Raw genomic sequence first — 21,629 nt, forward strand, 5'->3', positions numbered from 1 at the left:
TGTGCAGAAGGAGGATTTGTCAGCGCTTATGCGGCCTTGATGCTGCCGTCTTGCACATGGAACAGCGCGGCCTGGGGTTCTGCATTGCGCAGCAGCTCCGCCATGTGCGGCTGGCAGGTAAAGTAAAGCAGCTGGTGGGCCTTGCCCTGGCTGCCGCCTGTCAGCTCCACAAAGGCGCGCGCGGTGCGCTCGGCCCTTTGCGGGTCAAAGTTGACCAGCACTTCGTCCATGATCACAGGCAGGGGCGCGGCATGCAGGGCATGATTTTTTATGTAGGCCAGCCGCAGGGCCAGATAGGCCTGTTCGCGCGCGCCCCGGCTCAGATTTTCCGGCGCTATGGGTTCGCCCTGCGCGGGCAGGATGGCAAGGCTGGCGTCTTCCAGCGAGGCGTTGATGCCCCGCCAGCGCTGGCCTGTAATGCGGGTGAAGATGCTTGAAGCAAGGCGGATGACCTCTGGCTGGCGCTCCAGTTCAAAGGTGCGCTTGGCTGTTTCAAGGATGCTGCGGGCAAGAGCCACGCGGCTCCAGGCAAAGGCCATGCGCTCCATGTCTTCCACAAGGGCCGCCTCCTGCTGCAATAGCTGCGAAAGCTCGTCGGTGCGCGAAAGGGCGTCCACCTTGCTGCGCAGTTCCGCCACGCGCTTGACCAGATTTTCTTCCTGCTCCTGAATGCCTGTCAGTTCTTCGCTGATGCTCGCGCTGCGGCGCTCCTGACTTTCCTGATCCTCATGCTCGAAGGAATCGAGAAAGTCCTTCATGGGGGTTTTGTCCGCAGCCAGCCGCAGGGCGTCTTCCAGATCCTGACGGCGCAGGGTGAGTGCGCGCAGCTCTTCGTGAAGTGCGGCCTGACGCAAAAATTCTTCCGCATCGTGCGCGCCCGCCATGGCAAGCAGGGAGCGTTCCGCGCTCCGGGCGCTTTCAAGGGCGGCTTCCGCAGCGCGGGCCTCGTCCTCCATTTCCATCACTTCATTATCAAGGTTGCGGCGGCGGCTCTGCGCCTGCGACATGGCTTCCGCCGCTTCCAGCGCGGCATCAAGGCTGAGCAGCCAGTCGGGGCGGTTGTCCGCATCCTGCTGCGGCGGCAGGCCAAGCTCTGCCAGCAGGGCTTGCAGCGGGTCGCGCAGGGCAGCCAGTTCTGTGCGCCCCTGGTTGAGCTGAGACTGGGCGCGCTGCACAGAAGCCTCGGCAGCGAGACAGTTTTCCATGTATTTCAGGGCTTCCCGCACTGTTTCCGGGTCAAGGTCGGTGCCGAGGCCAAGATCATGCAGACAGGCCGTCCATTGCGAGCGCGCTTCGTTGAGCCGCTCCTGCGCCTGACGCAGTTCCGCGCTGGCTTCTGCCTGACGGGTGCGGGCGCGGTTGAGCTCGCTCTGCGAATTTTGCAGCGCGGCCTCGGCCTTGATGCGCAGTTCGCGGGCGGCATCGGCCTCGCGGCAGGATTCAAGCACCTGCCGCACTGCCTCCGCCAGTGAATCTGAATCCGCGTTGGCGGGCAGGCGCTCAGCCACGGCTGGCACCAGACGCATGCGGGCCTCTGTCTGACGCAGATCGTTATCCAGGGTTTGCAGCTCCGCATCGGTGGCGGCAACGCCGCCAAAGGCGAGCCGTGCTGATTCCGCCCGGGCAAAAAAGGCAGCCGCACCCTCGGGAGAGGGCACATTGGCCACGTGCAGGGCCAGCATGAATTCGTGCCAGCGGCGGCGGGTTTGCTGCACAATGCCTTCAACCTCGGAGCGCACGGCCTGCCGTTTGCTCACTTCCGTGCGGGCAAGGTCCATGGCGTGTTTGAGTTCGTCCATGTCCTTGCGGGCGCGTTCTTCTTCAAAGCATTGCTCGCGTTCGTGCTCAAGCAGCACTTCTCTGGCTTCAAGCGTCACCAGATCCATGCTCTGCACCCCAGCCGCAGCGCAAAGCTGGTTGGCCTGTTCGTCCAGTTCCGCCACATGGGCCGCGCACGAATCGCGTCTGCCCTGAAGTTGCAGATGTTCCATCTGGCGGCGTTTTGCCTCCGCCCCGGTGTGCGGTACGCCGCCCGCCATAAAGCCAACGCCGCAGAGCAGCATAAGATAGCCGGACCACAGGCTCACAGGCAGTTCAATGCCCGGCGAAAGTTCAATGCTCGTAATGCCCATGCGCCAGTAGGCCAGCAGCATGCCCGCGCCGCCAAGAAAGAAAGCAAGACCCAGAATCAGCAGCGGCAGGTTTTTTACCCTTGTGACGGGCGGCTCGTTGCCGATGCGGGCGCTGAATTCTTCCAGCCGCTCACGCTCCGTGCCCAAGGTGGCGGAAAGGGCGCGCAGCTTGCGCAGGGCAAGGGTTTGCCCGTCAAGATCCTCGCGGGTGGGGCCGTTTATGTGGCGCTGTTCTTCGCGCAGGGCTTCTACGCGGCCCTTGACCGCGGCAACCTGTTCCTCCGCCTGACGCACGTCCTGCGCGGCATCGTCAGCCTGGTGCATTTTTTCCTGCACATCGGCGGCGAGGGCGAGGGCTTCTTCCTGCCGCGAAAGGAGCGAATCAAGCAGGGTTTCTGCCTGAGCGCCGTCACTTGCGCCGTTGACCACCAGCCGCAGCGGATTGAAAGCTCTGGAAAACGTTGTTTTTGCTTCGTTCACCGCGCGTTGGCGCAGGGGGCGCTGGCGGCGGGCTTCTTCCTGTCGGGCAAGGGCCTGACGCAGGTTGTCGCGGGCATCGTCATCCAGCGCGGCGGGGGGGGCGGGCAGCAGATCAAGGGCGGCAGTGTTGGAGGCCACCTCGCGTTCTGCGCTTTCCACTTCGCGGTTGCTCTGGGTGAGGCTGTCCACGGCGGCCTGATGGGCCGAGGCGGCGGCGCGCATTTCCCGCCCTTGGCGTTCAATATCCTCGCGGGCAAAGAGGGAGCGGTCGGTACTCCGGATGCGGTCGCACGACCAGTCCGGCCCGAGGCGCGAGAGTTCGCGGGTGAGGTCTTCCTGCGCGCGCAGCAGGGCTTCTTCCTGCGCGGGCAGGGCGCTCAATGCCTGCCGGAAGCCGCTTTTGCGTTCGGCCATGCGGCGCAGGGCGGGCAGGGCCTCCAGCAGGGGATAATTGATCTCAAGTTCGTCACGCCGCTGGCGCAGCCGGGTGAGTTTTTCCATCTGCGCGGCCCATTGCCGCTCGCAGCCCTCGCGGGCCTCCTGCGCGCGGGCAAGGCGCTCCCTGCCGTTTTCGGGAAAGGTGGCGCTTATGGGGTCAAGGCGCTCAAGGCGCGCGCCCGCCATGCGCCATTCGTTCCACTGCAACCACACGCCAAGGCGGCGTTCAAGGATGCGGCGTTCTTCTTCAAGCTGGAGTTTGCGGTGGCGCAGATTTGCCAGATCGTCGCGCTTTTCGGCAAGGTCCATTGCCATGCTGTCGTACCCGGCGCATTCCTGTTCCAGTTCGATCTTGCGTTGCCGCAGTTCGGCAAGCTGGCGCAGGGCGGCGTTGAGGGCGGGCTTGCTGCCGCCGCTCTTGAAAATTTCATCGGCCTGTTTGTCCAGCAGCTTGAGCGCTTCGCCGGGCGAACGCAGCCCCGGCCCGAAACTTGCGCCGTACAGGGCGTTGCGCACGCCTTCGTCAGTGAGGCTGTTGAGGTCTTCAAGTTCAGTGAGGCTGAAGCCGAACACGTTGCGGTACACATCGCGGCTCACGCCGGAGAGCATCTGGCGCAGCATGTCCGGTTCCAGCGGTTTGCCGTCCGGATCGGTGAGGGTGAGCACGCCGCCGTTGCTGCCGGGCCGCCGGGTGAGGCGCAGAATGCCGCGTTCGTCCGAGCGCAGTTCCATGCTGCCGCCGGGCTGCCCGCCGCGCAGGGGGCCGGGAATACGCTTGTATTCCTTGTTGCGCGGGTCGGGATAGCCGATGAGTATGGTACGCAAAAATTCTAGGCAGGTGGATTTGCCCGCTTCGTTTTCACCCAGAAAGATGGAAAGCCCCGGTGAAAGATTTTCAACACTCACGTCAGAAAAAATACCGAAGCCGTCCATGTGGAAGGACTGGATATACATCAGCGTTCCTCCAGAAGATCCGTGCACAGGCGTTCGGCCTCTTCCAGAAGGGCTCGCATACGCGCATCGTCGGGTTGGGAGAGAATATGGCGGAGCTGCCCATGGTCATAGACCTGCTTCAGCGCCGGGGTTGCCACATCGTGCAGGGCGTCGCTGCTTTGCGCCATGCGCTCGGCCAGCCGCAGGGTTTCGCCAAGCAGGTCTTCACGTTGCAGATACTGGGCACGGTCTATGGCGGGGCTTGTTTCCGCCACCATGTCCTTGATCCACACGCTGGGGGTGCCTGTTTGCAGGTGTGCCAGCCGTTCGGCAAGGTCTTCCTGATTGGGGGCATCGCGCAGGGCGGCATCCAACGGGGTGCGCCCGCGCAAAACCACACGGGCCATCAGCGCCTCGCAGCCGGGGTCAGTGGATTCTGCGGCCTCTTCCAGCGCGCGGGTCATTCTGTTTTCCACCTCGTTGAGGTGGGCCACATCATCAAGCTCAACCTGCACCCTGGCCCACTGCACGGGGCCCAGGCGAACAAAATCCTCGTTGCAGGCATAGCCGCCGCCCGGTTGGGGGCTTGCCGTCACGCGCAGGCAGCCGCGTGGCCCCGGCTCGTTGACGTGCAGGCCCTGAGCGTTGCCGCTGTACGCGATAAAAGGGGCGGCGCAAAGTGTGGCCCGCTCGTGCACATGGCCCAACGCCCAGGCGTCAAGCCCTGTATTTTTGAGGTCGTCCAGCGAGCAGGGGGCGTAGCGGTCGGCCTTGCTCTGGCCTTCGACCGTGCAGTGCAGAACGCCAAGCTGAAAACAGTCGTGGTGCTGGTCGCGCCGGAACAGGCGGGCCAGGTTGCGGCCTTCCTTGATCTTGGCGTGGCTGATGCCGTGCACCACGGCCACGACCTTGCCGTCTTTTTCAACCGTATGGCTTTCGGCATCCGGCCCGAAAACAGTGACGTTGTCCGGCCACTGCACAGCCGCCAGCCTTGAGGAAAGGGGATCATGATTGCCGTGCGCCAGAAAAACGCGCACTCCGGCATCACGCAGGCGGCGGCAGCCGTCGCACAGCTTAAGCTGTGCTTTGACGCTGTGGTTTTCCTCATTATACACGTCGCCAGCCAGTATGAGAAAATCCGGCTTGTCTGATTCGCAAAGCCGGAAGAGGCGGTCCATGGCCTTGAAGGTGGCCTCTTGCAGCAGGCGCGCCAGATGCCCACCCTGCGCCGCCGTGCGGGAAAGCCCCTGAAACGGCGTGTCCAGATGCAGATCGGCGGCGTGAATATAGCGGATGCCGTCCATGTAAAAGCCTCGTTTATGGATTTTTAGGGAAATATTGATGAAATCTAGACTTTTTCAAAATAAATGACAAGCGCAACGGCCAATTACGCCATTGCTTCAGACATGGCAGTGCAGTTACAACAGTGCGCCAGAAAATTTGTGCTGCAAGTACAGGTGGATGGAAAAACAGAGGGAGCAGAGGGGAGGAGGGCAGAAAAAAAGCCAGACCACCGCTCTGCTGGAGGTCTGGCCCTGGAGTCGCGCTGAAAAAGCGGATTGCCGTTTCTATTCCTGCACTGCGGGGTTGCCGTGCACTGGCAGGGAGCCGTTGCGGATAAAGTGATCCACAAGGCCGAAAACGGTTTCATTGCCGCAAAAGCACCCTGCGGCTATGGCCGCCTTGTAGGCAGGCAGGTTTGCCTCAAAGCGTTGCAGCAGCTCCGGCTCCAGCGTGAGCATGTCGGCCTGCATGCCGTAGTTCAGGCGCTCGATGTAGAGCGCGTTGAAGCGCTGTTCCACCATGGCCTTGAGGGGCAAAGTGAGTATGGGTTTGCCCAGGTGCAGGGCCTCGCCCATAAGGGTATGCCCGCCGCCCTGGATAACGTAGGAGCAGCCCTCCAGCAGCCGTAGAAAGCCTTCTTCGCTCTTGCGCATGAAGATGACGTTGTCCTCCTGCCCTTCGGTGCGATCATAGCCGAAGACGTAGCAGGTCTTGCGCGTGGCGGCGCGCAGAAAGTCCACCAGTTTGCGATGGGTGGAATTGCTCTGGTATACGAGCACATGGCCGTCATCGCGCGGATTGAGCGCAAGCACGCTGTCGCGCAGGATGGGCGGGGCCACGCGCGCCTTGTACTGCGGCAGCACGGGCGGCGAGTAGAATGATATGATGAGGTTTTCCGCCGTGGGGCGGAAGAGATAGCGCGGGGTGAGGCCCTGCACAAAGGTATCCCACCACATGTTGGGCGGCAGGTTGTGCTGGCAGCAGGTGATGATGTGCTGATGGTCGAGGGTCAGACAGGGCAGCTCGGCCTTTTCGGCGGCGCGCGGCACAAAGTATTCCAGATCTGTCATGCAGACATCGGGCTGGAATTCATCAATGAGGCGCGAAACCTGATCAATATAACGCTGCCTGTGCCACAGCAGGGGCAGGGCGCGGCTGATGGTGGCGGCCATGTCCACCTTGTAGTCCTTGAACACCGTGCCCAGGTTGGGAAGGCGGCGCACGGGAAATTCCGGCTCAAGAATTTTCGGGGCGTCGTCGTCCGCCACAAAAAGAAATTCGTGCCGTGAAAGGCGGCGGGCTATGGTCAGGCCGCGCATGGCGTGCCCGTGGCCTGTGCCGTGAATGCCGTAAAGTACGCGCGCCATGGTTCTCCTTTATCCCTGCCGCTGAATAGGCGGCGGGTTTGCGGCGGCAAGCCTACCAATGCACGGCAGTAGCGTCAATTACCCGTCTTGACGCACAGGGGCCTGTTATCTACCATCACGTATTCATTGCTGTCTGTCACATCTGATTGCGGGGCGCAGCAGCGCCAGCGGAGCATACATGCACGAGCCCAGCACCGGGGCGAGCCCGCAGGGGCCGCTCTGCAACGTGACCATCCCGGTTTTTAACAGGCCTGCGGCCACGGAGCGCGCCATCCGCGCCCTGGCAGCCACCTCGCGCGAGGTGCCGTTCCATATCACGGTTGTGGACAATGGCAGCGAGCCGGAGCTTGTAAAAAAACTGCTGGCCTTGCGGGCAGAGGGCTTGGTCGACCATCTTTTTTTGCTGCCGCGCAATATGGGCGTGGCCTGCGCGGCCAATGTGGGCTGGCAGCTTGTGCCCGCGCCGCTGTACATGAAGCTGGATAATGATACCGCCATTGTGCGCAAGCACTGGCTGCGCGACCTGCTGGCCCTGTGGAACCACGGGCAGCCGCTCTCCAATCTTGGCGGCGCGTTTAACCGCGAAATGCTGCGAAAAACTCCCGGCAGCCTGCAAACCCCGCACGGCGAGCTTGGGCTGTGCGTGGGCAACCTGCCCGGTCAGGCCGTGCTTGTGCCGCAGGCTGTTTCTGAAAAACTGGGTTTCTGGAATGAGGAATACGGCCTCTACGGCGGAGAAGACGGTGATTACGGCCTGCGCATGCAGGCGGCGGGCCTGCCGCAGTACTATTACCTGGGGCCCGAGTATTTTGAAAATATCAGGGAAGACGATGACGCGCGCGAAACCTATGCCGCGCGAGGCATAGACAAGCGCAGACTGCACCGCGAGCTGGTGGTCAGGGATAACCTGTGCATGGGCAAACTGTTCATGAATAAAATTCTCTACCTTTCCGGCCTGCGCTCTCTTGCGCCACTACGACGCTATGCTGTAGACGATGTGGACGGGCAGGGCCGGGTGCGGCTGACCGAGCGTAAGGAATACAAGGAATTTCAGCGTGATCTTGCGCAGGTGGCCGCAGGGCTGAACGCCCGTTTTCGGGATTATGTCATGTCCTACAAGCTGGATGCGCCTACGGCGGACGCCATGCGGCAGGTGCTTGAAAAACACGCGCAGGCAACAAAAATTGATAAGGGGCTGTGATGAACGCACGTAAAGTCAGAGAAGACCTGGGCCGCGCCAAGGCCTGTTGCGCGCGCCGCGATACGGAACGGGCGCTCTTTCTAACCATGTCGGCCCTCAAGGAGCTGGGCGGCCAGAGCGCTCCGCTCGATCTGCGCGGCGATTTTCGGGCCGCAGTGGCGGATCTGGCTGTTGATCCGGAGCTGAAAGCCGCTGGCGCGCCAGCCTTTGCCTATACTCCCGGTGCGGAAAAAGATCTGCTCCAGCTTCTTTCGCAGCTTTACCGCTCCCTTAAGGGACAGGAAAAGGAAGAGGAATATCAGACGGCCTTGCAGCGCAAGCTGAATCTTGACCACGGCTTCAGCGACGGCAAAAAGTTTCTGGCAGAGGGTAAGCCGTCAGAGGCTGATGCATGTTTTGCCGAGGCCCTCAAACACTACAAGGACGAAAAGGCCATCTTTGGCATGATGGCCCGGGCCATGATGGATGCGGGCGAATATGTGCGCGCCATCGGGCATGCGAGGGCCGGCCTCAAGGAACTGCCGGACGATGCGGAACTGACGGGCATTGTGGAGGAGTGCACCCGCCTGCGTCAGTAAAACTTTCGGCGTATTTTTTGCATCGTTCTGACGAAAACTTGGCGGCGGCAAAAGCTGCCGCAGGGAGTCGTCATGAACGGTCACAATCGCGTAAGGTCAGTTCCCTATATGGCATTGAGCGCGGCGCTTTTTGGCTGCGCACTGTTCTTTGCCGTTACCCTTTGGCGCGGCGAAAGCATGGGAGAAAGCGGCCAGTTTGCCTATACCCCAGGTTTTGATGTGCGGGCGGACGTGGTTAATTCCGTGCGGGTTGTGCCGCTGGCGGGAACCACCCTGCGCAGCCCCAGCGTGAACGCGGATAAATCTGCGGCTGTTTCCCTGGCCTATTAGGCTGTTTTTATTTTGAAAAGTTGGATTGCCTCACACCAGTAGCGGGCTACCCTTTTTTTATGTATAGTTGATCACCTTTTTTGATCTTGTCCTTTCAGCGGTCTTTCTGCTGGAGGGCTGACGTGTCGCGCGTAGTTCTAAAAAGGAGATGCAGAAGTGTATTTCTGGTCCGTTTTTTCTAACCGTATCTGAAGATCATTAATCGGGAACGGTTCTTCCCTTTGTTTTAAATTGCAATTAGCTGTAATTTTTAACGTATTACTTTTAAAACATAGTAATTTGCCATGTTATATTGACTTTGTTTCAGAATGTGCCTACATTGTACAAGCTGCCCGATTAGAATGGATGAAAAGCCTTATTGTTCTCATCACTGTAGTGCCATGTTTAACTTCCTCATTTCTCCATAATATTAGTGAGTTACTGACCGATACTTTTTGTTCGGCAATAACATCACGCATTCTTTAAAGGACACGTTTGCGTTATGAATTGGGACTGGGACAAACTTCAGGAAAAAAGACAGAAGCAGGGTTCTAACCCTCCGCCCCGACCTCCTCAGGATCTGGATTCTGACGATATGGGGCAGGAGGAAGAAACCCCTCGTGCCAGGCGCACCCCTTTTAACAATGGCCGTGGCCCCGGTGGTGAAAACCCTTTTTCCAAGATAGCCCGAATGCGTTTTCCCAACGGGAGGGCGGCTGGCCTTGTGGGTTTTGCCATTGTGGTTCTGTGGCTTCTTTCGGGTATTTATATTGTTAATCCCGATGAACAGGGCGTTGTTCTGCGCTTTGGCATGTATGACCGTACCGAAGGGCCCGGCCCGCACTACGCGTGGCCTGTCCCATTTGAATCAGTATACAAGCCGCAGGTGACGCAGGTTTTGCGCAGCGAGGTGGGCTTCCGCTCCGTTGGGCAGGCGGCCACCTTCCAGCAGGGGCAGTTGCGCACTATTCCGGAGGAAGCCTCCATGCTCACGGGCGATGAAAACATCGTCAACGTGCAGTTCAGTGTGCAATACAAGATCAGCGACCCTGTGGACTACCTTTTTAACGTTACCGCGCCCGCAGCGCTGGTGCGCAATGCCGCAGAGGCGGCCATGCGCGAGGTCATCGGCAACAGCCAGATCGACTCTGCCATTACCGATGGCAAGCTGAAAATTCAGAGCGAAGCCACCCAGTTGCTGCAAACCGTGCTTGACCGTTATGGCGCAGGCATACAGGTGCTGGCCGTGCAGTTGCAGGATGTGCACCCCCCGCACGAAGTTATTGACGCGTTCAAAGATGTGGCTAGCGCCCGTGAGGACAAAAGCCGCATTATCAACGAGGCCGAGGCCTACCGCAACGAGTTGCTGCCCAAGGCCAGGGGCCAGGCTGCCGCAATGGGCAACGAGGCCGCTGCCTACAGTGCAACGCGCGTGCGCAACGCCGAGGGCGATGCCTCCCGCTTTGACGCCCTGCGCATCGAGCACGACAAGGCCCCCAAGGTCACGGAACAGCGTCTCTATTTTGAAGCCGTAGAAGACATCCTTTCCAACGCGAACGAAAAGGTGCTTATGGACAATCCGGCTGCTGGCCGCGCGCTGCCCTATCTCACCTTGCCTGGTCTCGGCGCTCCTGCTTCGCCCAAGACGCTGGAGAAGAAATAATGAGTAAAAATCCTCTGGTGCTGATTATTGTTGCTCTGGTACTGCTTGTCGTTGTTACCCAGGGATTCTTTACCGTTCACCAGACCCAGAAGGCGCTGGTTTTGCAGCTGGGCGAACCACTTTCGCGCGTGTACGGGCCTGGTCTGCATTTTAAAATTCCTTTTATCCAGAACGTGGTCTATTTCGATGCCCGGGTTCTGGACTATGAAGCGCGCTCCCGAGAGGCCTTTACCGTAGATAAAAAGGCCATTGTTCTTGATAACTATGCGCGCTGGAAGATCATTGATCCCCTGCAGTTTTACCGTACCATGCGTTCCATTCCCGGTGCGCAGGCGCGGTTGGACGATGTCGTCTATTCACAACTGCGGGCACTTGTGGGTGCGTACACCCTTACAGAGGTCGTGTCCTCCCACAGGGCGGCCATCATGAAGGAAGTGACCAACAAGGTTTCCGACCTCATGCATGGCTACGGAGTCGAGGTGCTGGATGTGCGCATCAAGCGTACAGACCTGCCACCTGAAAACCAGCGTGCGATTTTTGGACGCATGCGGGCCGAACGTGAACGGCAGGCAAAGCAGTACCGTTCGGAAGGTGAAGAGGAGTCGACGCGTATTCGTTCCGATGCCGACCGCCAGCGCGCGGTCATTGTGGCAGAGGCGGCGCGCGCCGCGCAGATAGAACGAGGACAGGGCGATGCCACGGCTGCTGCGGTTTACGCCCAGGCCTATAACAAGGCCCCTCAGTTCTATGCGTACCAACGCTGGCTTGACGCCATGCGTAAATCACTAAAAGAGAACAGCAAGCTGGTGCTTTCCAACGAAACGCCACTGCTCAATCAGCAACATTGATGCGTGGTTTTCCACGCCAGGAGTCAAAGAGTTATGCCCGGTTTTGCAGAGATATATGAACGCATCAAGTTGGCCACCAACAGCCGTACACAGGTTGAGCTGGCCGAGGTTCTGGACATCCGCCAGTCCAGTATTTCCGATGCGAAACGGCGCAATTCCGTGCCCGGTGACTGGTTCATGAAGCTTTTCGAGAAGTTTGGGTTGAACCCTGACTGGCTCAAGCAGGGTGTAGGCCCCATGTACTTGCGCACCGAGCAGGGCTATGTGCCTGAAGACGCACCGGCCTCACTTGCCGAGACAGCTGCCCACTATGGCGATGCCATGGCCCGTGGCGGCATCCATTCCGTGTACGACGCCAAGTGCGTCTATACTGATGATGCCCCCGTCCTGCCCTGGCTCTGGCGGGCAAGATATCGCTGCCGCTTTCACTCACCCGTGACGGCCTTCAGGTGCTGCGGGTGCGCGGCGCCAACATGGCCCCCCTTATCTCGGAAGGGGCGCATGTGGGTGTGGATACAATGGATACGGATGTGGTGTCTGGCCGCATCTATGCCATTTTTGCTCCCAATGAGGGCGTTGTGCTGCGCAGGGTGTTTTTGAACAGCACCCAGGATGGCTATGTGCTGCGCTCCGAGGCTGCAAGCTTCCCCGAAACCCAGTTGGCTGCGGGCCTGCTTGCCAAGCGCATGCTTGGCCGCGTGGCGTGGGTGTTGCAGGAAGTGTAGAAAAATGATGCTGCAACCGGCTTTTGCCGTTCATTCGTTTTGCCGAAGAGCCTGGTCGGTCTGTGGTCTTGCGGGCTGTCTGCTGTTGTGCGCCTGTAGCGGCGCACAGACAGCGGCCTCACGCGGTGGGGACGGTATTACATCGTATGATTTGCCGTCCTCTCCTGCTGCAAGCCAGCCTTCCTGCAGCACGACTGGGGCACCCCCCGCCGCTTCGCCAAATACGGGGCAGGGCTATGCGACCCCCAATTATTCCGGCGGATATGCGGGCGGCAGCAACAGTGCGGGCACTACGGCGGCCCCAAGCTATGGCGAGCCGCAAAGCCAGGCTCCAGGCTATGCCGCTCCAGCTCCAACATATGCGTCCACGCCTGGGCCAGTGTATACCCCGTCATATCAGCAAAGCCAGCCGCAACCCGCGGCAGGCTCCGCTGCCATAGCTCCCGCATGGCGGCCCCTGGCTGATCGGCTTGCAGCTGACGGGCTTTCTGGCCCACGGGTGGACGCCCTGCTGGCTACGCTCAGCGCCACGCCCACGCAGTCGCCCATGGGCAGAAAAATGCGTGAGCTGTATAACCGCAAATTTTTCCCCAAGCCGCCTTCCACCGCGCCTGCGGCCCTGTATTACAAGGGTGTGCTGACCGATGCCAATGTGCAGTTGTGCCGGCAGTTTGTGGCGCAGAACAAGCGCGCCTTTAATCAGGCCGAGGCACGTTTTGGCGTGCCTTCATCCATAGCTGTATCACTGCTGTTTGTGGAAACCCGCCTTGGCAAGGTGCTGGCTGACGTGCCGGAAAACGCCTTTTATACGCTTGCCAGCATGTCGGTAACGCGTCAGCCCTCTGATATCCCTGACTGGCTGCCGCGCATGCCCGGCTATCAGGAGCATCTCGACTGGTTTGCCGACATCATGCCCAAACGGGCGGATTGGGCCTACAAGGAAGTCAAGGCCCTGGTGGAGCATATGCTGCGCGATAATCTCGATCCGCACCACCTGCCGAGTTCCATCTACGGAGCGGTAGGCCTGTGCCAGTTCATGCCCTCCAATATTGCCACGTACGGCGCGGACGGCGATGGCGACGGCAAGGTTGACCTGTTCACCATCCCCGATGCTGTGGCAAGTCTTTCCAACTATCTGGGCAAGCATGGCTGGAAGCCCGGCCTGCCGCGCACAAGGCAGCATCAGATACTCATGGCCTACAATCATGCCGCTATCTATGCCAACACCATTCTGGCCCTGTCAGACATGATCAACGGCGCGCCTTCGCCAGAGACATCGGCCAAGCCCGCCCCGGCCACAACGGGCAAGCCTGCTCCGGCAAAAACCGGTAAGGCCGTTCCGGCCAAGGCTGCCAAACCTGCTGCGGCCAAACCGGCGAGCAAGGCCCCCAAGCCGGCTAAGCCCGCAAACTGACGGTTTTAATTATTCATACAACATCCCGCTGTCCCTTGGTCAGCGGGATGTTTTTGTTTGCGCGGGCAAAACACGCGCGGTCAGGCATGAATGATCGGCAGTGCTCTGTGCCGGAAAGCCATGGATGGAATCCGGGTTGTATCTGCCGCTGACTGAAGGCCATCAGGGGCAATCTTGCCATCCCTTTATTGCGGTGGCATACTTTGAGGATGAACACCAATTACGGCGCGCAGCCCCCGCTGAAAGAAAGCAACCGGCCTCTGGCCGACCTGCCTCCCTTGCCATCGCTTTGCAGCGCGGGCGCTCTGCGACCCGTACCCAGTGAAGCCGCATGCCTGGCCCTGTGGGACAAATACGGCATGCTGCCGAACATTCGGCGGCATTCTTTGCTGGTGGCGCATGTGGCAGCCATGCTGGCCCAGCGGGCGGCAGACAGGGGCTTTGCCGTGTGCGTTCCCGAGGTTCGCGCTGGCGGCCTTTTGCACGACATTGCCAAGACCTACTGCGTTAAGCATGGCGGCAGCCATGCGCAGGTAGGCGCAGCCTGGACCGTGGCTGAAACGGGTAACTATGCCATTGCGCAGGGCGTGATGATGCACGTGTGGTGGCCGTGGGCCTTGCCCCAGGGGCCGGGAATCTGTTCGCTGCCTTTTTTTGTGATCTATGCCGACAAGCGCATCAGGCACGATGCCTGCGTAACGCTTGAAGAACGCTATGAAGACCTGCTTGAGCGCTATGGCCGTACAGAGGCTGCGCGCGAGGGCATTGGCGTTGCCTACAGACAGGGAAAAAATATTGAAAGCGCCCTTGAGGCGCAGCTGGGATGGGCCTTACATGAAAATTCTTTTGATTGCGGGCGGGTGGTCCACTGAGCGCGAAGTTTCGCTCAACGGCGCGCGCGCCATGCAGGAGGCGCTTGCGCAACGCGGCCATTCGGTAACGTTTTTTGACCTGCTTTCAGGCTTTGACTGCCTGCTTGAGACTGCAGCCGCGCACGATTTTGCCCTCATCAACCTGCACGGCGCGCCCGGCGAGGATGGCCTTGTGCAGGCCATGCTTGAGCGGGTGGGCTGCCCATACCAGGGTTCCGGCCCTGCGGGTTCTTTTCTGGCGCTCAACAAAAGTGCTGCCAAGCAGATATTTCGGCAGGCGGGCCTGCCCACGGCAGACTGGGAATTTTTGCCTTGCGCCCCCGAGGCAGGCTGGCAGCCGCGCTTGCTCTATCCGCTCTTTGTCAAAAGCAATACGGGCGGGTCTTCGCTGCGCATGGGCCGCGCCAGCAACCGGGCCGAGCTTGACGCAGTGCTGGCATCCATTTTTGCCGCTGGCGACGAGGTCATCATGGAACCTGTGCTCGCAGGGCGGGAAGTGACCTGCGGCATTCTGGGCGAGGAAGCCCTGCCGCCCATTCTTATTGAGCCTGTGGCTGGCGATTTTTTTGACTATGAAAGCAAGTACGCCAAGGACGGAGCGCGCGAGATATGCCCCGCGCCCATCAGCGAAGCGCTGACCGCCCGCGTGCAGGAGCTTGCTCTTGCGGCCCACAAGGCTCTTGGCCTGAGCGGCTACAGCCGGGCCGATTTTATTCTTGGCCCGGACGACAGCCTGACCATTCTTGAGGTAAACACCCTGCCGGGCATGACGGCCACCAGCCTTGTGCCGCGCGAGGCCCGTACTGTCGGGTTGGATTTCGGCCAGCTGCTTGAGCGGCTTATAGAACTGGGCATGGCCGGGCAGGCTCGCGGCTGACAGCCTGGATTGCCGATGTCGGAGGGCAAGGGAGTTTCAATGTCTGAAGCGTTGTCCCATCCAGCCGGTTTGGGTGACCAGCTGCATAAACGCCATGCGCGTTTTGTGCCCATTGATTTGGGCACATGGCCAAGACGCCAGTACTTTGACTACTATTTCAATAAAATAAAGTGCCGCTATTCCATTACGGCGCAGGTGGACATAACCGGCTTGATGCAGGCGCGCGAGGGACGCAGGTTTTTTCCCTGCCTGCTTTATCTGCTCATGGCCGCTGTCAACGGAGAGCCGACGCCAGCAGAGAACTGCTCCGACACACCGGCGGCGAAGGACGAACACAGCCGGTGCAGCGTGCAGATGCCTTTGCCATTGCCGGAAGGCGGCTGGCCGGGCAAGGACGTGAGCCGTACCTTTCGCCTGTCGATGGACGCGGAGGGCAATCTTGGCTGGTGGACGTTCTGCAACCCGGTTTATACGCTGTTTCATCAGAGCGATTGCAGCTTTTCTGATGTATGGAGCGAATGGACTGCGGATTTTTCCACATTTTATTCCCGCGTGCTTGAAGACATGGCACGTTATGGCGGCGCAACCGGGGTAACGGCACGCCCGGACAAACCCGGCAACTTTTGTTCCATATCCTCGTTGCCCTGGCTTTCATTTACTTCTTTTGCACAGGATACGTACGCCGAATCCCGCATGCTTTTTCCTCTGCTGCGCTCAGGCAAACACTATGAGCAGAGCGGCAGAACGCTGCTGCCGCTGTCTGTCTGCGTACACCATGCCGTGGCTGACGGGTATCACACCTCGTGGCTGTTTTGCCGCGTGCAACAGCTCGCGAACGCGGCCAGGCTCTGGCTGCGCTGAGCGGCTGGCACTGCCACGACTCCGCTTTGGGCCAGCCCCTTTGCGGAATTTTTGTCACCAGCCGCCTCTGGCTCAGTGATAAACCACTTTTTTATCCGGTTGGGTTCATGACGCACAGCAAAACTCTGACAGGGCATTTGGCGGCGCTGTTCTGCATTATTGTGTGGGGCACTACATTTATTTCCACAAAGGTTCTGTTGCGGGCTTTTACGCCCGTGGAAATTCTTTTTTTCCGTTTTTTGCTGGGTTATGCGGCCTTGTGGATTGCCTGCCCGCGCTTGCTGCGCATTACGGACAAACGGCAGGAAGTGCTGTTCGCCCTTGCCGGGTTGTGCGGTGTGACATTGTATTTTCTGCTTGAAAATATTGCTCTTACCTACACGTTTGCTTCAAATGTAGGCGTGATTGTTGCCATATCGCCCTTTTTTGCGGGTTTGCTGGCCTTCTGGCTGCTGCGGGCCGAGCGTCCGGGGCTGAATTTCTTTTTGGGCTTTGTGGCTGCCATGCTAGGCATCGGCCTCATCAGCTTTAGCGGCAGCACGCAACTGCGTCTCAATCCCCTGGGGGACATACTTGCCGTGCTGGCCGGGCTTTCCTGGGCCGGGTATTCAATTTTGACGCGCAAGCTCATGGCCTTTGGCTATAACAGCCTGCTGGTCACAAGGCGCTGTTTTTTCTATGGCCTGTTGTTCATGCTGCCTTGCCTGCCGTTCATGGAATTCCATCTGGGGCTGGAGCGGCTGGAAAATCCGGTCAACAGCATCAACCTGCTGTTTCTGGGGCTTGGGGCGTCCGCCCTGTGTTTTGTGGCCTGGACGTTTGCCATACAGCGGCTTGGTGCTGTCAAAAGCTGCGTGTATATCTACCTTATTCCCGTTGTCACGGTGATTACTGCGGTTCTGGTGCTGCATGAGCAGATTACCGGGATGGCTGCGCTCGGAACAGCCCTGACGCTGGTTGGATTGGGCATTTCTGAAATGCGCAATTTCAGCCTGATGAAAAAGGCGGAGCAACTGAGCAAGTGACAGGAGGGCGTTATCGCGCCTCTTTGACTGACAGGCCTGGTAGCTTTCTTATGCGTGGGGGTACGGTCGCCGTATTCCCACTTTTTGTTGCAGCATGCGGCAGATGACGCATGCAACTTGCTGGAGAATTGTGGACGCTATATGCATTTTCCCCAAAAGGTGCGGAATTAAAGCTGGTCAAGCGTGAATATTCTGACAGGGTAAAGCCAGGCTGTTTGAGTGTGGATATCGCAGTAGATTAAAACGGGAGTTGCGGAATGACAAAAAGTCGCATATCACAACAGCCCGGCCTATTCTCATAGCGGTGATATACATTGCTATGGTGGTGAGATGCTGCTCGTAATAGCCGGGACATGCCTTGCGGTGGCATGTGCGCGGGATGTGGCGTCTTATTGCAAATTTTCTTCAACTCACCAAATATTTTAAGAAAACTAGAGTGTATATGGAAAGTCTTATTGGCGTGCTGCAACAAATTCAGGAAATTGTCTGGGGCCCCCCAACCATGATCCTTCTCCTGATTACCGGGCTTTATTATACTCTCCGGTTGGGATTTCTTCAGTTTATCCATCTCCCCAAAGCCATCCGCTATATTTTTGAAAAAGAGGAAGGCAGTGTGGGCGATGTCTCCGCATTTGCTTCTCTCTGCACGGCGCTGGCCGCAACCATTGGCACAGGCAGCATTGTTGGCGTGGCAACCGCCCTGCGTGTGGGCGGGCCGGGCGCGCTCTTCTGGATGTGGGTTTCGGCTGTTCTTGGCATGGCCACAAAGTACGCTGAAGGCGTGTTGGCCATCAAATATCGCACCATAGATGAAAAGGGCGAAGTGGCTGGCGGCCCCATGTACTACATTGAGCAGGGCATGGGCAGTAAGTGGAAATGGCTTGCCAAGCTGTTTGCATTTTTTGGCGCGGTGACAGCCCTGATGGGCTGCGGCACCTTCCCGCAGGTCAATGCGATCACGGAATCTGTCAGCAATGCCTTTAATATGCCGATCTCACTGGTGGGCGCTGTTGTGACAATTGCCACCGCCGCCGTTGTTCTTGGCGGCATCAAGTCCATTTCCAGCGTGGCTGAATTTGTTGTGCCGCTGATGGCGGCCTTTTACGTTGCAGCTTCGGCCTATGTGCTGTTCAACCAGTCGGCGGCGCTTCCCGGTGCTTTCGCCCTGGTTGTGAAGTCTGCTTTTGAGCCGACTGCCGTAGCTGGCGGCGCTACCGGCGCTGTCATAGTTTCTGTAATGACCGCCATGCGCACCGGCATTGCCCGAGGTGTGTATACCAACGAAGCCGGGCTTGGCAGCGCCCCCATTGTGGTGGCCGCAGCCAAGTCTGATTCCGGCGTGCGGCAAGGCCTGATTGCCATGACCGGCGTTTTCTTCACGACTATTGTCATCTGCACCATGACGGGGCTGGTTATTATCACCTCTGGTTTGCTGGACAGTTCAACGCTTGACGGCGGTATCCTTTCCAACGCCGCATTCAATGCTGGCATGTCTGGTGACATGGGGATGTATGTAGTTTCCATCGGACTGGTATTTTTTTCTTTTACAACAATCATTGGCTGGAATTACTACGGTGAACGGTGCGTTGTGTATCTGACGGACGGGGTAAAATACGTAATGAGCTACAAAATACTGTATATTTTGTGCGTAGCTGTTGCCCCGTATCTGTCCATCAGGCCTATCTGGTATATGGCCGATATCACCAATGCCTGCATGGCCTTTCCCAACCTTGTGGCACTGTTGGTGCTAAGCCCCATAGTCATAGCGGAAACAAAAAAGTATTTTCAATGACCCCAGGCTGTTCACGGGGGATCTGAAGGCGCAAAAAAAGCCGGAGAATCTCCGGCTTGAACATGTCTGTATACATTTTTGAGGGCATTCCCGATTGCTGGTATAACCCAGCAAGCAGGAATGCCCTTTTTTCAGTTGAATAAAGCCGTGCGCGTTTACAGCAGCACGCCCAGTATCAGGGCCGCGCCGCTGATGAGGTAGCATTTGCGCACCAGATGCCCGTGAGCGTCCAGCGGCAGCCAGTCGCCATCCCCGGCAAGACGGATGCGGCGGCAGGCTGCCAGATAGAAGGGCAGGCCCGCCAGACACAACACCACCGGCCAACCCGCAAGCCCCGCTGCCCACAGATTGCACAGCAACAGCCACACCAGCGGCCACCACAGGCGGAACAGCAAAAATGCCCCGGCCTTGCCCAGAGTATTGGCAAGAGTATGCTTGCCCGCCGCCAGATCGGTTTCGATTTCCGGCAGGCTCTGGTAGTACAGCACCCCCCCCACCATCAGGCCCACGGGCAATGCCAGAGCAAGGCTGCACGGTTCAAAACGGCCCAGCAGCAGAGTGGCGCTGGCGCTCACCATGATAAAGCCCATGTTCAGGCACACAAACACTTCACCCATGGCACGGTGCCCGTAGCGGATGGGCGGCGCCACATAAAAAACGGCGGAACCCACCGCGAACACGCTCAATGCCCAGAGTGCAGGCCGCAGGGCCGGGGGCAACCCCAGAATCAGCAGGCCGCCCACGGCAAGCGTTGCCGGGGTAAGCAGGAGCAGAACAATGGACAGTTGGCGCGGGCTGATAAGGCCGGACTGGATGACGCGCGAGCCGCCGATGTTGTCGCCGCCGTCCACGCCAAGAATATGATCAAAGAGGTCGTTGGCCAGATTGGCAATGGTCAGGCCCATAAAGCAGCCAGCCAGCAGCAGGGTGTAGGTTGCCCACTGCCCTGGCCGGATGCTTCCTTGCAGGCGAAAGGTCAGTGCCAGAGCCAGCGTAACCGGGATGGCCGCCGTAATGAAAAAAGGCGGGCGGCAGGCCTGCCACCACGCCCTTGCCTGTTGGCGGAAAGTAAGCTTTGGCGCGAGGGCAGGGCGGGGAACCCATGCCTCGCGCAAAAGATCGCCGCAGCGCATGTTATACGCCTCCTTCACTCCATGTGTAGGGAATGGAAGGGTCATCGGCGGGCAGTCGCTGCCCTTCGGTGGGATCGTGGGGGATGTCGGCACAGTTGCAGATGAGCGCCGGAGCGTCACCCATAGCTGTAAAGCCGTACCACACATTCACGGGGATGCGCAGCAGACCGTAGTGTTCCGGTCTGCCAAGGGCCAGTTCGCACAAAACGCCGCGCGTCTCGGAATCTGGCCTGTCGTCATACATCACGATTTTCAGCAGGCCGGAAGGCACGGCAAAGTGCTGGGTCTGGCGGGTGTGGCGTTTCCAGGCCTTGACGTGGCCGGGCAGCACCTCTGAAAAATAGATTTCGCCAAAGCCCTTGCTGAAGTCTGGCAACAGGGGCGAGCCGGGGCGCAGCATGTGCAGCACCGGCCCGCCTTCTGTGGGAATGACCTTCAGGGGGTGCAGCAGTGCGCCTGCAATGCCCACATCCTGCGCAGCCATTTCTTCCGTATTCATTACTTTACCCACACCTGATTGCGCTGTTCGGCGGCGTTGACGTAGGCCGCGATCTGCCCAAGGGTGAAGTCGAGCATGTTCTGGGGCTGTTTGCCGTTCTGCCCCTGATAGAAGCAGTGGTACCATTCGGCGGTGTAGCGGATGGTTTCCTCAAAGGTGAGGGTGGCCTTCCAGCCCAGATGCGCCAGTGCTTTATCGCAGCAGAGCTTGAGCAGGGTGCATTCTTTCATGCCGGCCTGACCATTCTTGTCCATTTCGCTGGCAAAGCCGGGCCAGTGCAGGGCAAGGGCATCCACCACTTCGGCGACGGTGTTGTTGACGTCTGCCGCAGGGCCGAAGTTGTAGGCCTGCCCGCGCAGGTTGAAAGGCTCGTTGAGGCCCAGCAGCAGGCGCGCTCCAAGCCACAGATAGCCGGAAAGAGGCTCCAGCACCAGCTGCCAGGGGCGCGTGGCCCATGGACTGCGGATCTGCACAGGCTGCCCGGCGGCCCATGCGCGGGCGCAGTCGGGCACAATACGATCCTGCGCCCAGTCGCCGCCGCCAATCACGTTGCCGGCGCGCACGGTGGCGCAGGCTGGGCCATCCTTGAAAAAGCTTTCAAAATAGGAGTGGGCGATGATCTCCGCGCAGCCCTTGGAGGCGGAGTAGGGGTCGTGCCCGCCGAGGTGGTCGGTTTCGCGGTAGCCCCAGACCCATTCATCGTTGCGGTAGCATTTATCGGAAGTAATCATGATGACGGCCTGCACATCGGGGCAGGCGCGCACAGCCTCAAGCACGTTGAGGGTGCCCATCATGTTGGCTTCAAAGGTCAGGGCCGGGTCGTCATACGACTTGCGCACCAGCGCCTGCGCCGCAAGGTGGAAGACCACATCGGGGCGGAACTGGCGCATGGCCTTGATCATGCTTTCGCGGTCGCGGATGTCGCCGCGCACGTCGGCCTCGAGGTGCGCGCAAAGATCCATGGCGGCGTAGTGTGAGGGAGTGGTGGGCACGCAGTCGGAAAAACCGCCGACCACTGCGCCCATCTGGGTCAGCCATGCCGCAAGCCATGAACCTTTGAATCCCGTGTGTCCGGTTACAAAGACCCGGCGTCCTTTATATGCGTTGGCAAACATGTTGGTTCCTCGTTGGGTTTTCGCGCGTTGGCTGACGCGGAAAGGGGATGTGCAGCCTGTGAAGCACGCTTCGGCTACGGGCA

The 21,629-nt window shown here is 59.3% G+C and carries 18 protein-coding genes and 1 pseudogene; 13 read left to right on the plus strand and 6 right to left on the minus strand.

Features of this window, described 5'->3' with window-relative positions:
• Positions 1–26: 26 nt before the first annotated feature.
• The 3 genes from G449_RS0104045 to G449_RS0104060 form a co-directional block, all read right to left on the minus strand.
• Positions 27–4,004 carry an AAA family ATPase gene (locus G449_RS0104045; protein ID WP_022658031.1) on the minus strand — a complete coding sequence of 1,326 codons (3,978 nt, stop codon included), beginning with the start codon at positions 4,002–4,004 and terminating at the stop codon, positions 27–29.
• Entirely contained in the window at positions 4,004–5,287 is a 1,284-nt protein-coding gene (locus tag G449_RS0104050) for a metallophosphoesterase family protein (protein WP_022658032.1), read from the minus strand. Before G449_RS0104050 ends, G449_RS0104045 begins: the two co-directional genes overlap by 1 nt.
• A 264-nt stretch (positions 5,288–5,551) precedes the next feature.
• On the minus strand, positions 5,552–6,634 hold the full coding sequence (locus tag G449_RS0104060) for a glycosyltransferase family protein (RefSeq protein WP_022658034.1): 1,083 nt from the start codon (positions 6,632–6,634) through the stop codon (positions 5,552–5,554).
• 178 nt (positions 6,635–6,812) lie between these two features.
• Between G449_RS0104060 and G449_RS15900 the strand changes: the two genes are divergently transcribed.
• The 13 genes and pseudogenes from G449_RS15900 (at position 6,813) to G449_RS0104120 (ending at position 18,799) form a co-directional block, all read left to right on the plus strand.
• Positions 6,813–7,835: a glycosyltransferase family 2 protein gene (locus G449_RS15900; protein ID WP_022658035.1), complete on the plus strand. Its 1,023-nt coding sequence runs from the start codon at positions 6,813–6,815 to the stop codon at positions 7,833–7,835.
• Complete coding sequence (locus G449_RS0104070; protein WP_022658036.1) at positions 7,835–8,413, plus strand: tetratricopeptide repeat protein; 579 nt, start codon at positions 7,835–7,837, stop codon at positions 8,411–8,413. Before G449_RS15900 ends, G449_RS0104070 begins: the two co-directional genes overlap by 1 nt.
• A 72-nt stretch (positions 8,414–8,485) precedes the next feature.
• On the plus strand, positions 8,486–8,743 hold the full coding sequence (locus G449_RS0104075) for a hypothetical protein (RefSeq protein WP_022658037.1): 258 nt from the start codon (positions 8,486–8,488) through the stop codon (positions 8,741–8,743).
• 481 nt (positions 8,744–9,224) lie between these two features.
• Positions 9,225–10,385, plus strand: coding sequence for an FtsH protease activity modulator HflK (gene hflK / locus G449_RS0104080; RefSeq protein ID WP_022658038.1), 1,161 nt, complete (start codon positions 9,225–9,227; stop codon positions 10,383–10,385).
• Positions 10,385–11,233 (plus strand): protease modulator HflC, encoded by an 849-nt coding sequence (gene hflC / locus G449_RS0104085; RefSeq protein ID WP_022658039.1) that lies wholly within the window; start codon positions 10,385–10,387, stop codon positions 11,231–11,233. The genes hflK and hflC overlap by 1 nt, the downstream gene beginning before the upstream one ends.
• Before the next feature lie 33 nt (positions 11,234–11,266).
• Positions 11,267–11,416 (plus strand): annotated as a pseudogene (locus G449_RS18710) (helix-turn-helix domain-containing protein); the annotation flags it as partial.
• Between the two features lie 290 nt (positions 11,417–11,706).
• Positions 11,707–11,958 (plus strand): S24/S26 family peptidase, encoded by a 252-nt coding sequence (locus G449_RS18715; RefSeq protein WP_342662199.1) that lies wholly within the window; start codon positions 11,707–11,709, stop codon positions 11,956–11,958.
• Between the two features lie 379 nt (positions 11,959–12,337).
• Positions 12,338–13,372: a lytic murein transglycosylase gene (locus tag G449_RS18040; RefSeq protein WP_245170836.1), complete on the plus strand. Its 1,035-nt coding sequence runs from the start codon at positions 12,338–12,340 to the stop codon at positions 13,370–13,372.
• A gap of 209 nt (positions 13,373–13,581) precedes the next feature.
• Positions 13,582–14,244: an HDIG domain-containing metalloprotein gene (locus G449_RS0104100; protein WP_022658041.1), complete on the plus strand. Its 663-nt coding sequence runs from the start codon at positions 13,582–13,584 to the stop codon at positions 14,242–14,244.
• Positions 14,207–15,121: a D-alanine--D-alanine ligase family protein gene (locus tag G449_RS0104105; RefSeq protein WP_022658042.1), complete on the plus strand. Its 915-nt coding sequence runs from the start codon at positions 14,207–14,209 to the stop codon at positions 15,119–15,121. The genes G449_RS0104100 and G449_RS0104105 overlap by 38 nt, the downstream gene beginning before the upstream one ends.
• A gap of 39 nt (positions 15,122–15,160) precedes the next feature.
• Positions 15,161–15,982 carry a CatA-like O-acetyltransferase gene (locus G449_RS0104110; RefSeq protein WP_022658043.1) on the plus strand — a complete coding sequence of 274 codons (822 nt, stop codon included), beginning with the start codon at positions 15,161–15,163 and terminating at the stop codon, positions 15,980–15,982.
• Between the two features lie 107 nt (positions 15,983–16,089).
• Positions 16,090–17,007, plus strand: a complete 918-nt coding sequence (locus G449_RS0104115) for a DMT family transporter (protein ID WP_027180691.1) — start codon at positions 16,090–16,092, stop codon at positions 17,005–17,007.
• A gap of 442 nt (positions 17,008–17,449) precedes the next feature.
• Positions 17,450–18,799: an alanine/glycine:cation symporter family protein gene (locus tag G449_RS0104120; protein ID WP_022658045.1), complete on the plus strand. Its 1,350-nt coding sequence runs from the start codon at positions 17,450–17,452 to the stop codon at positions 18,797–18,799.
• 155 nt (positions 18,800–18,954) lie between these two features.
• Here G449_RS0104120 and G449_RS0104125 read toward each other — a convergent pair whose 3' ends face one another.
• From G449_RS0104125 to rfbG, 3 genes are read right to left on the minus strand one after another with little or no spacing between them, the layout of a single operon-like run.
• The gene (locus G449_RS0104125; RefSeq protein ID WP_022658046.1) at positions 18,955–19,932 is read right to left on the minus strand and encodes a prenyltransferase; all 978 of its coding nucleotides are present in this window, start codon (positions 19,930–19,932) and stop codon (positions 18,955–18,957) included.
• Position 19,933: 1 nt separating this feature from the next.
• Positions 19,934–20,431, minus strand: a complete 498-nt coding sequence (locus G449_RS0104130) for a dTDP-4-dehydrorhamnose 3,5-epimerase family protein (protein ID WP_022658047.1) — start codon at positions 20,429–20,431, stop codon at positions 19,934–19,936.
• Positions 20,431–21,546 (minus strand): CDP-glucose 4,6-dehydratase, encoded by a 1,116-nt coding sequence (rfbG, locus tag G449_RS0104135; RefSeq protein WP_022658048.1) that lies wholly within the window; start codon positions 21,544–21,546, stop codon positions 20,431–20,433. Before rfbG ends, G449_RS0104130 begins: the two co-directional genes overlap by 1 nt.
• Between the last annotated feature and the right edge of the window lie 83 nt (positions 21,547–21,629).

Origin of the sequence: Desulfovibrio desulfuricans DSM 642 (genome assembly GCF_000420465.1) — a bacterium.
Taxonomy (GTDB): Bacteria; Desulfobacterota; Desulfovibrionia; order Desulfovibrionales; family Desulfovibrionaceae; genus Desulfovibrio; species Desulfovibrio desulfuricans.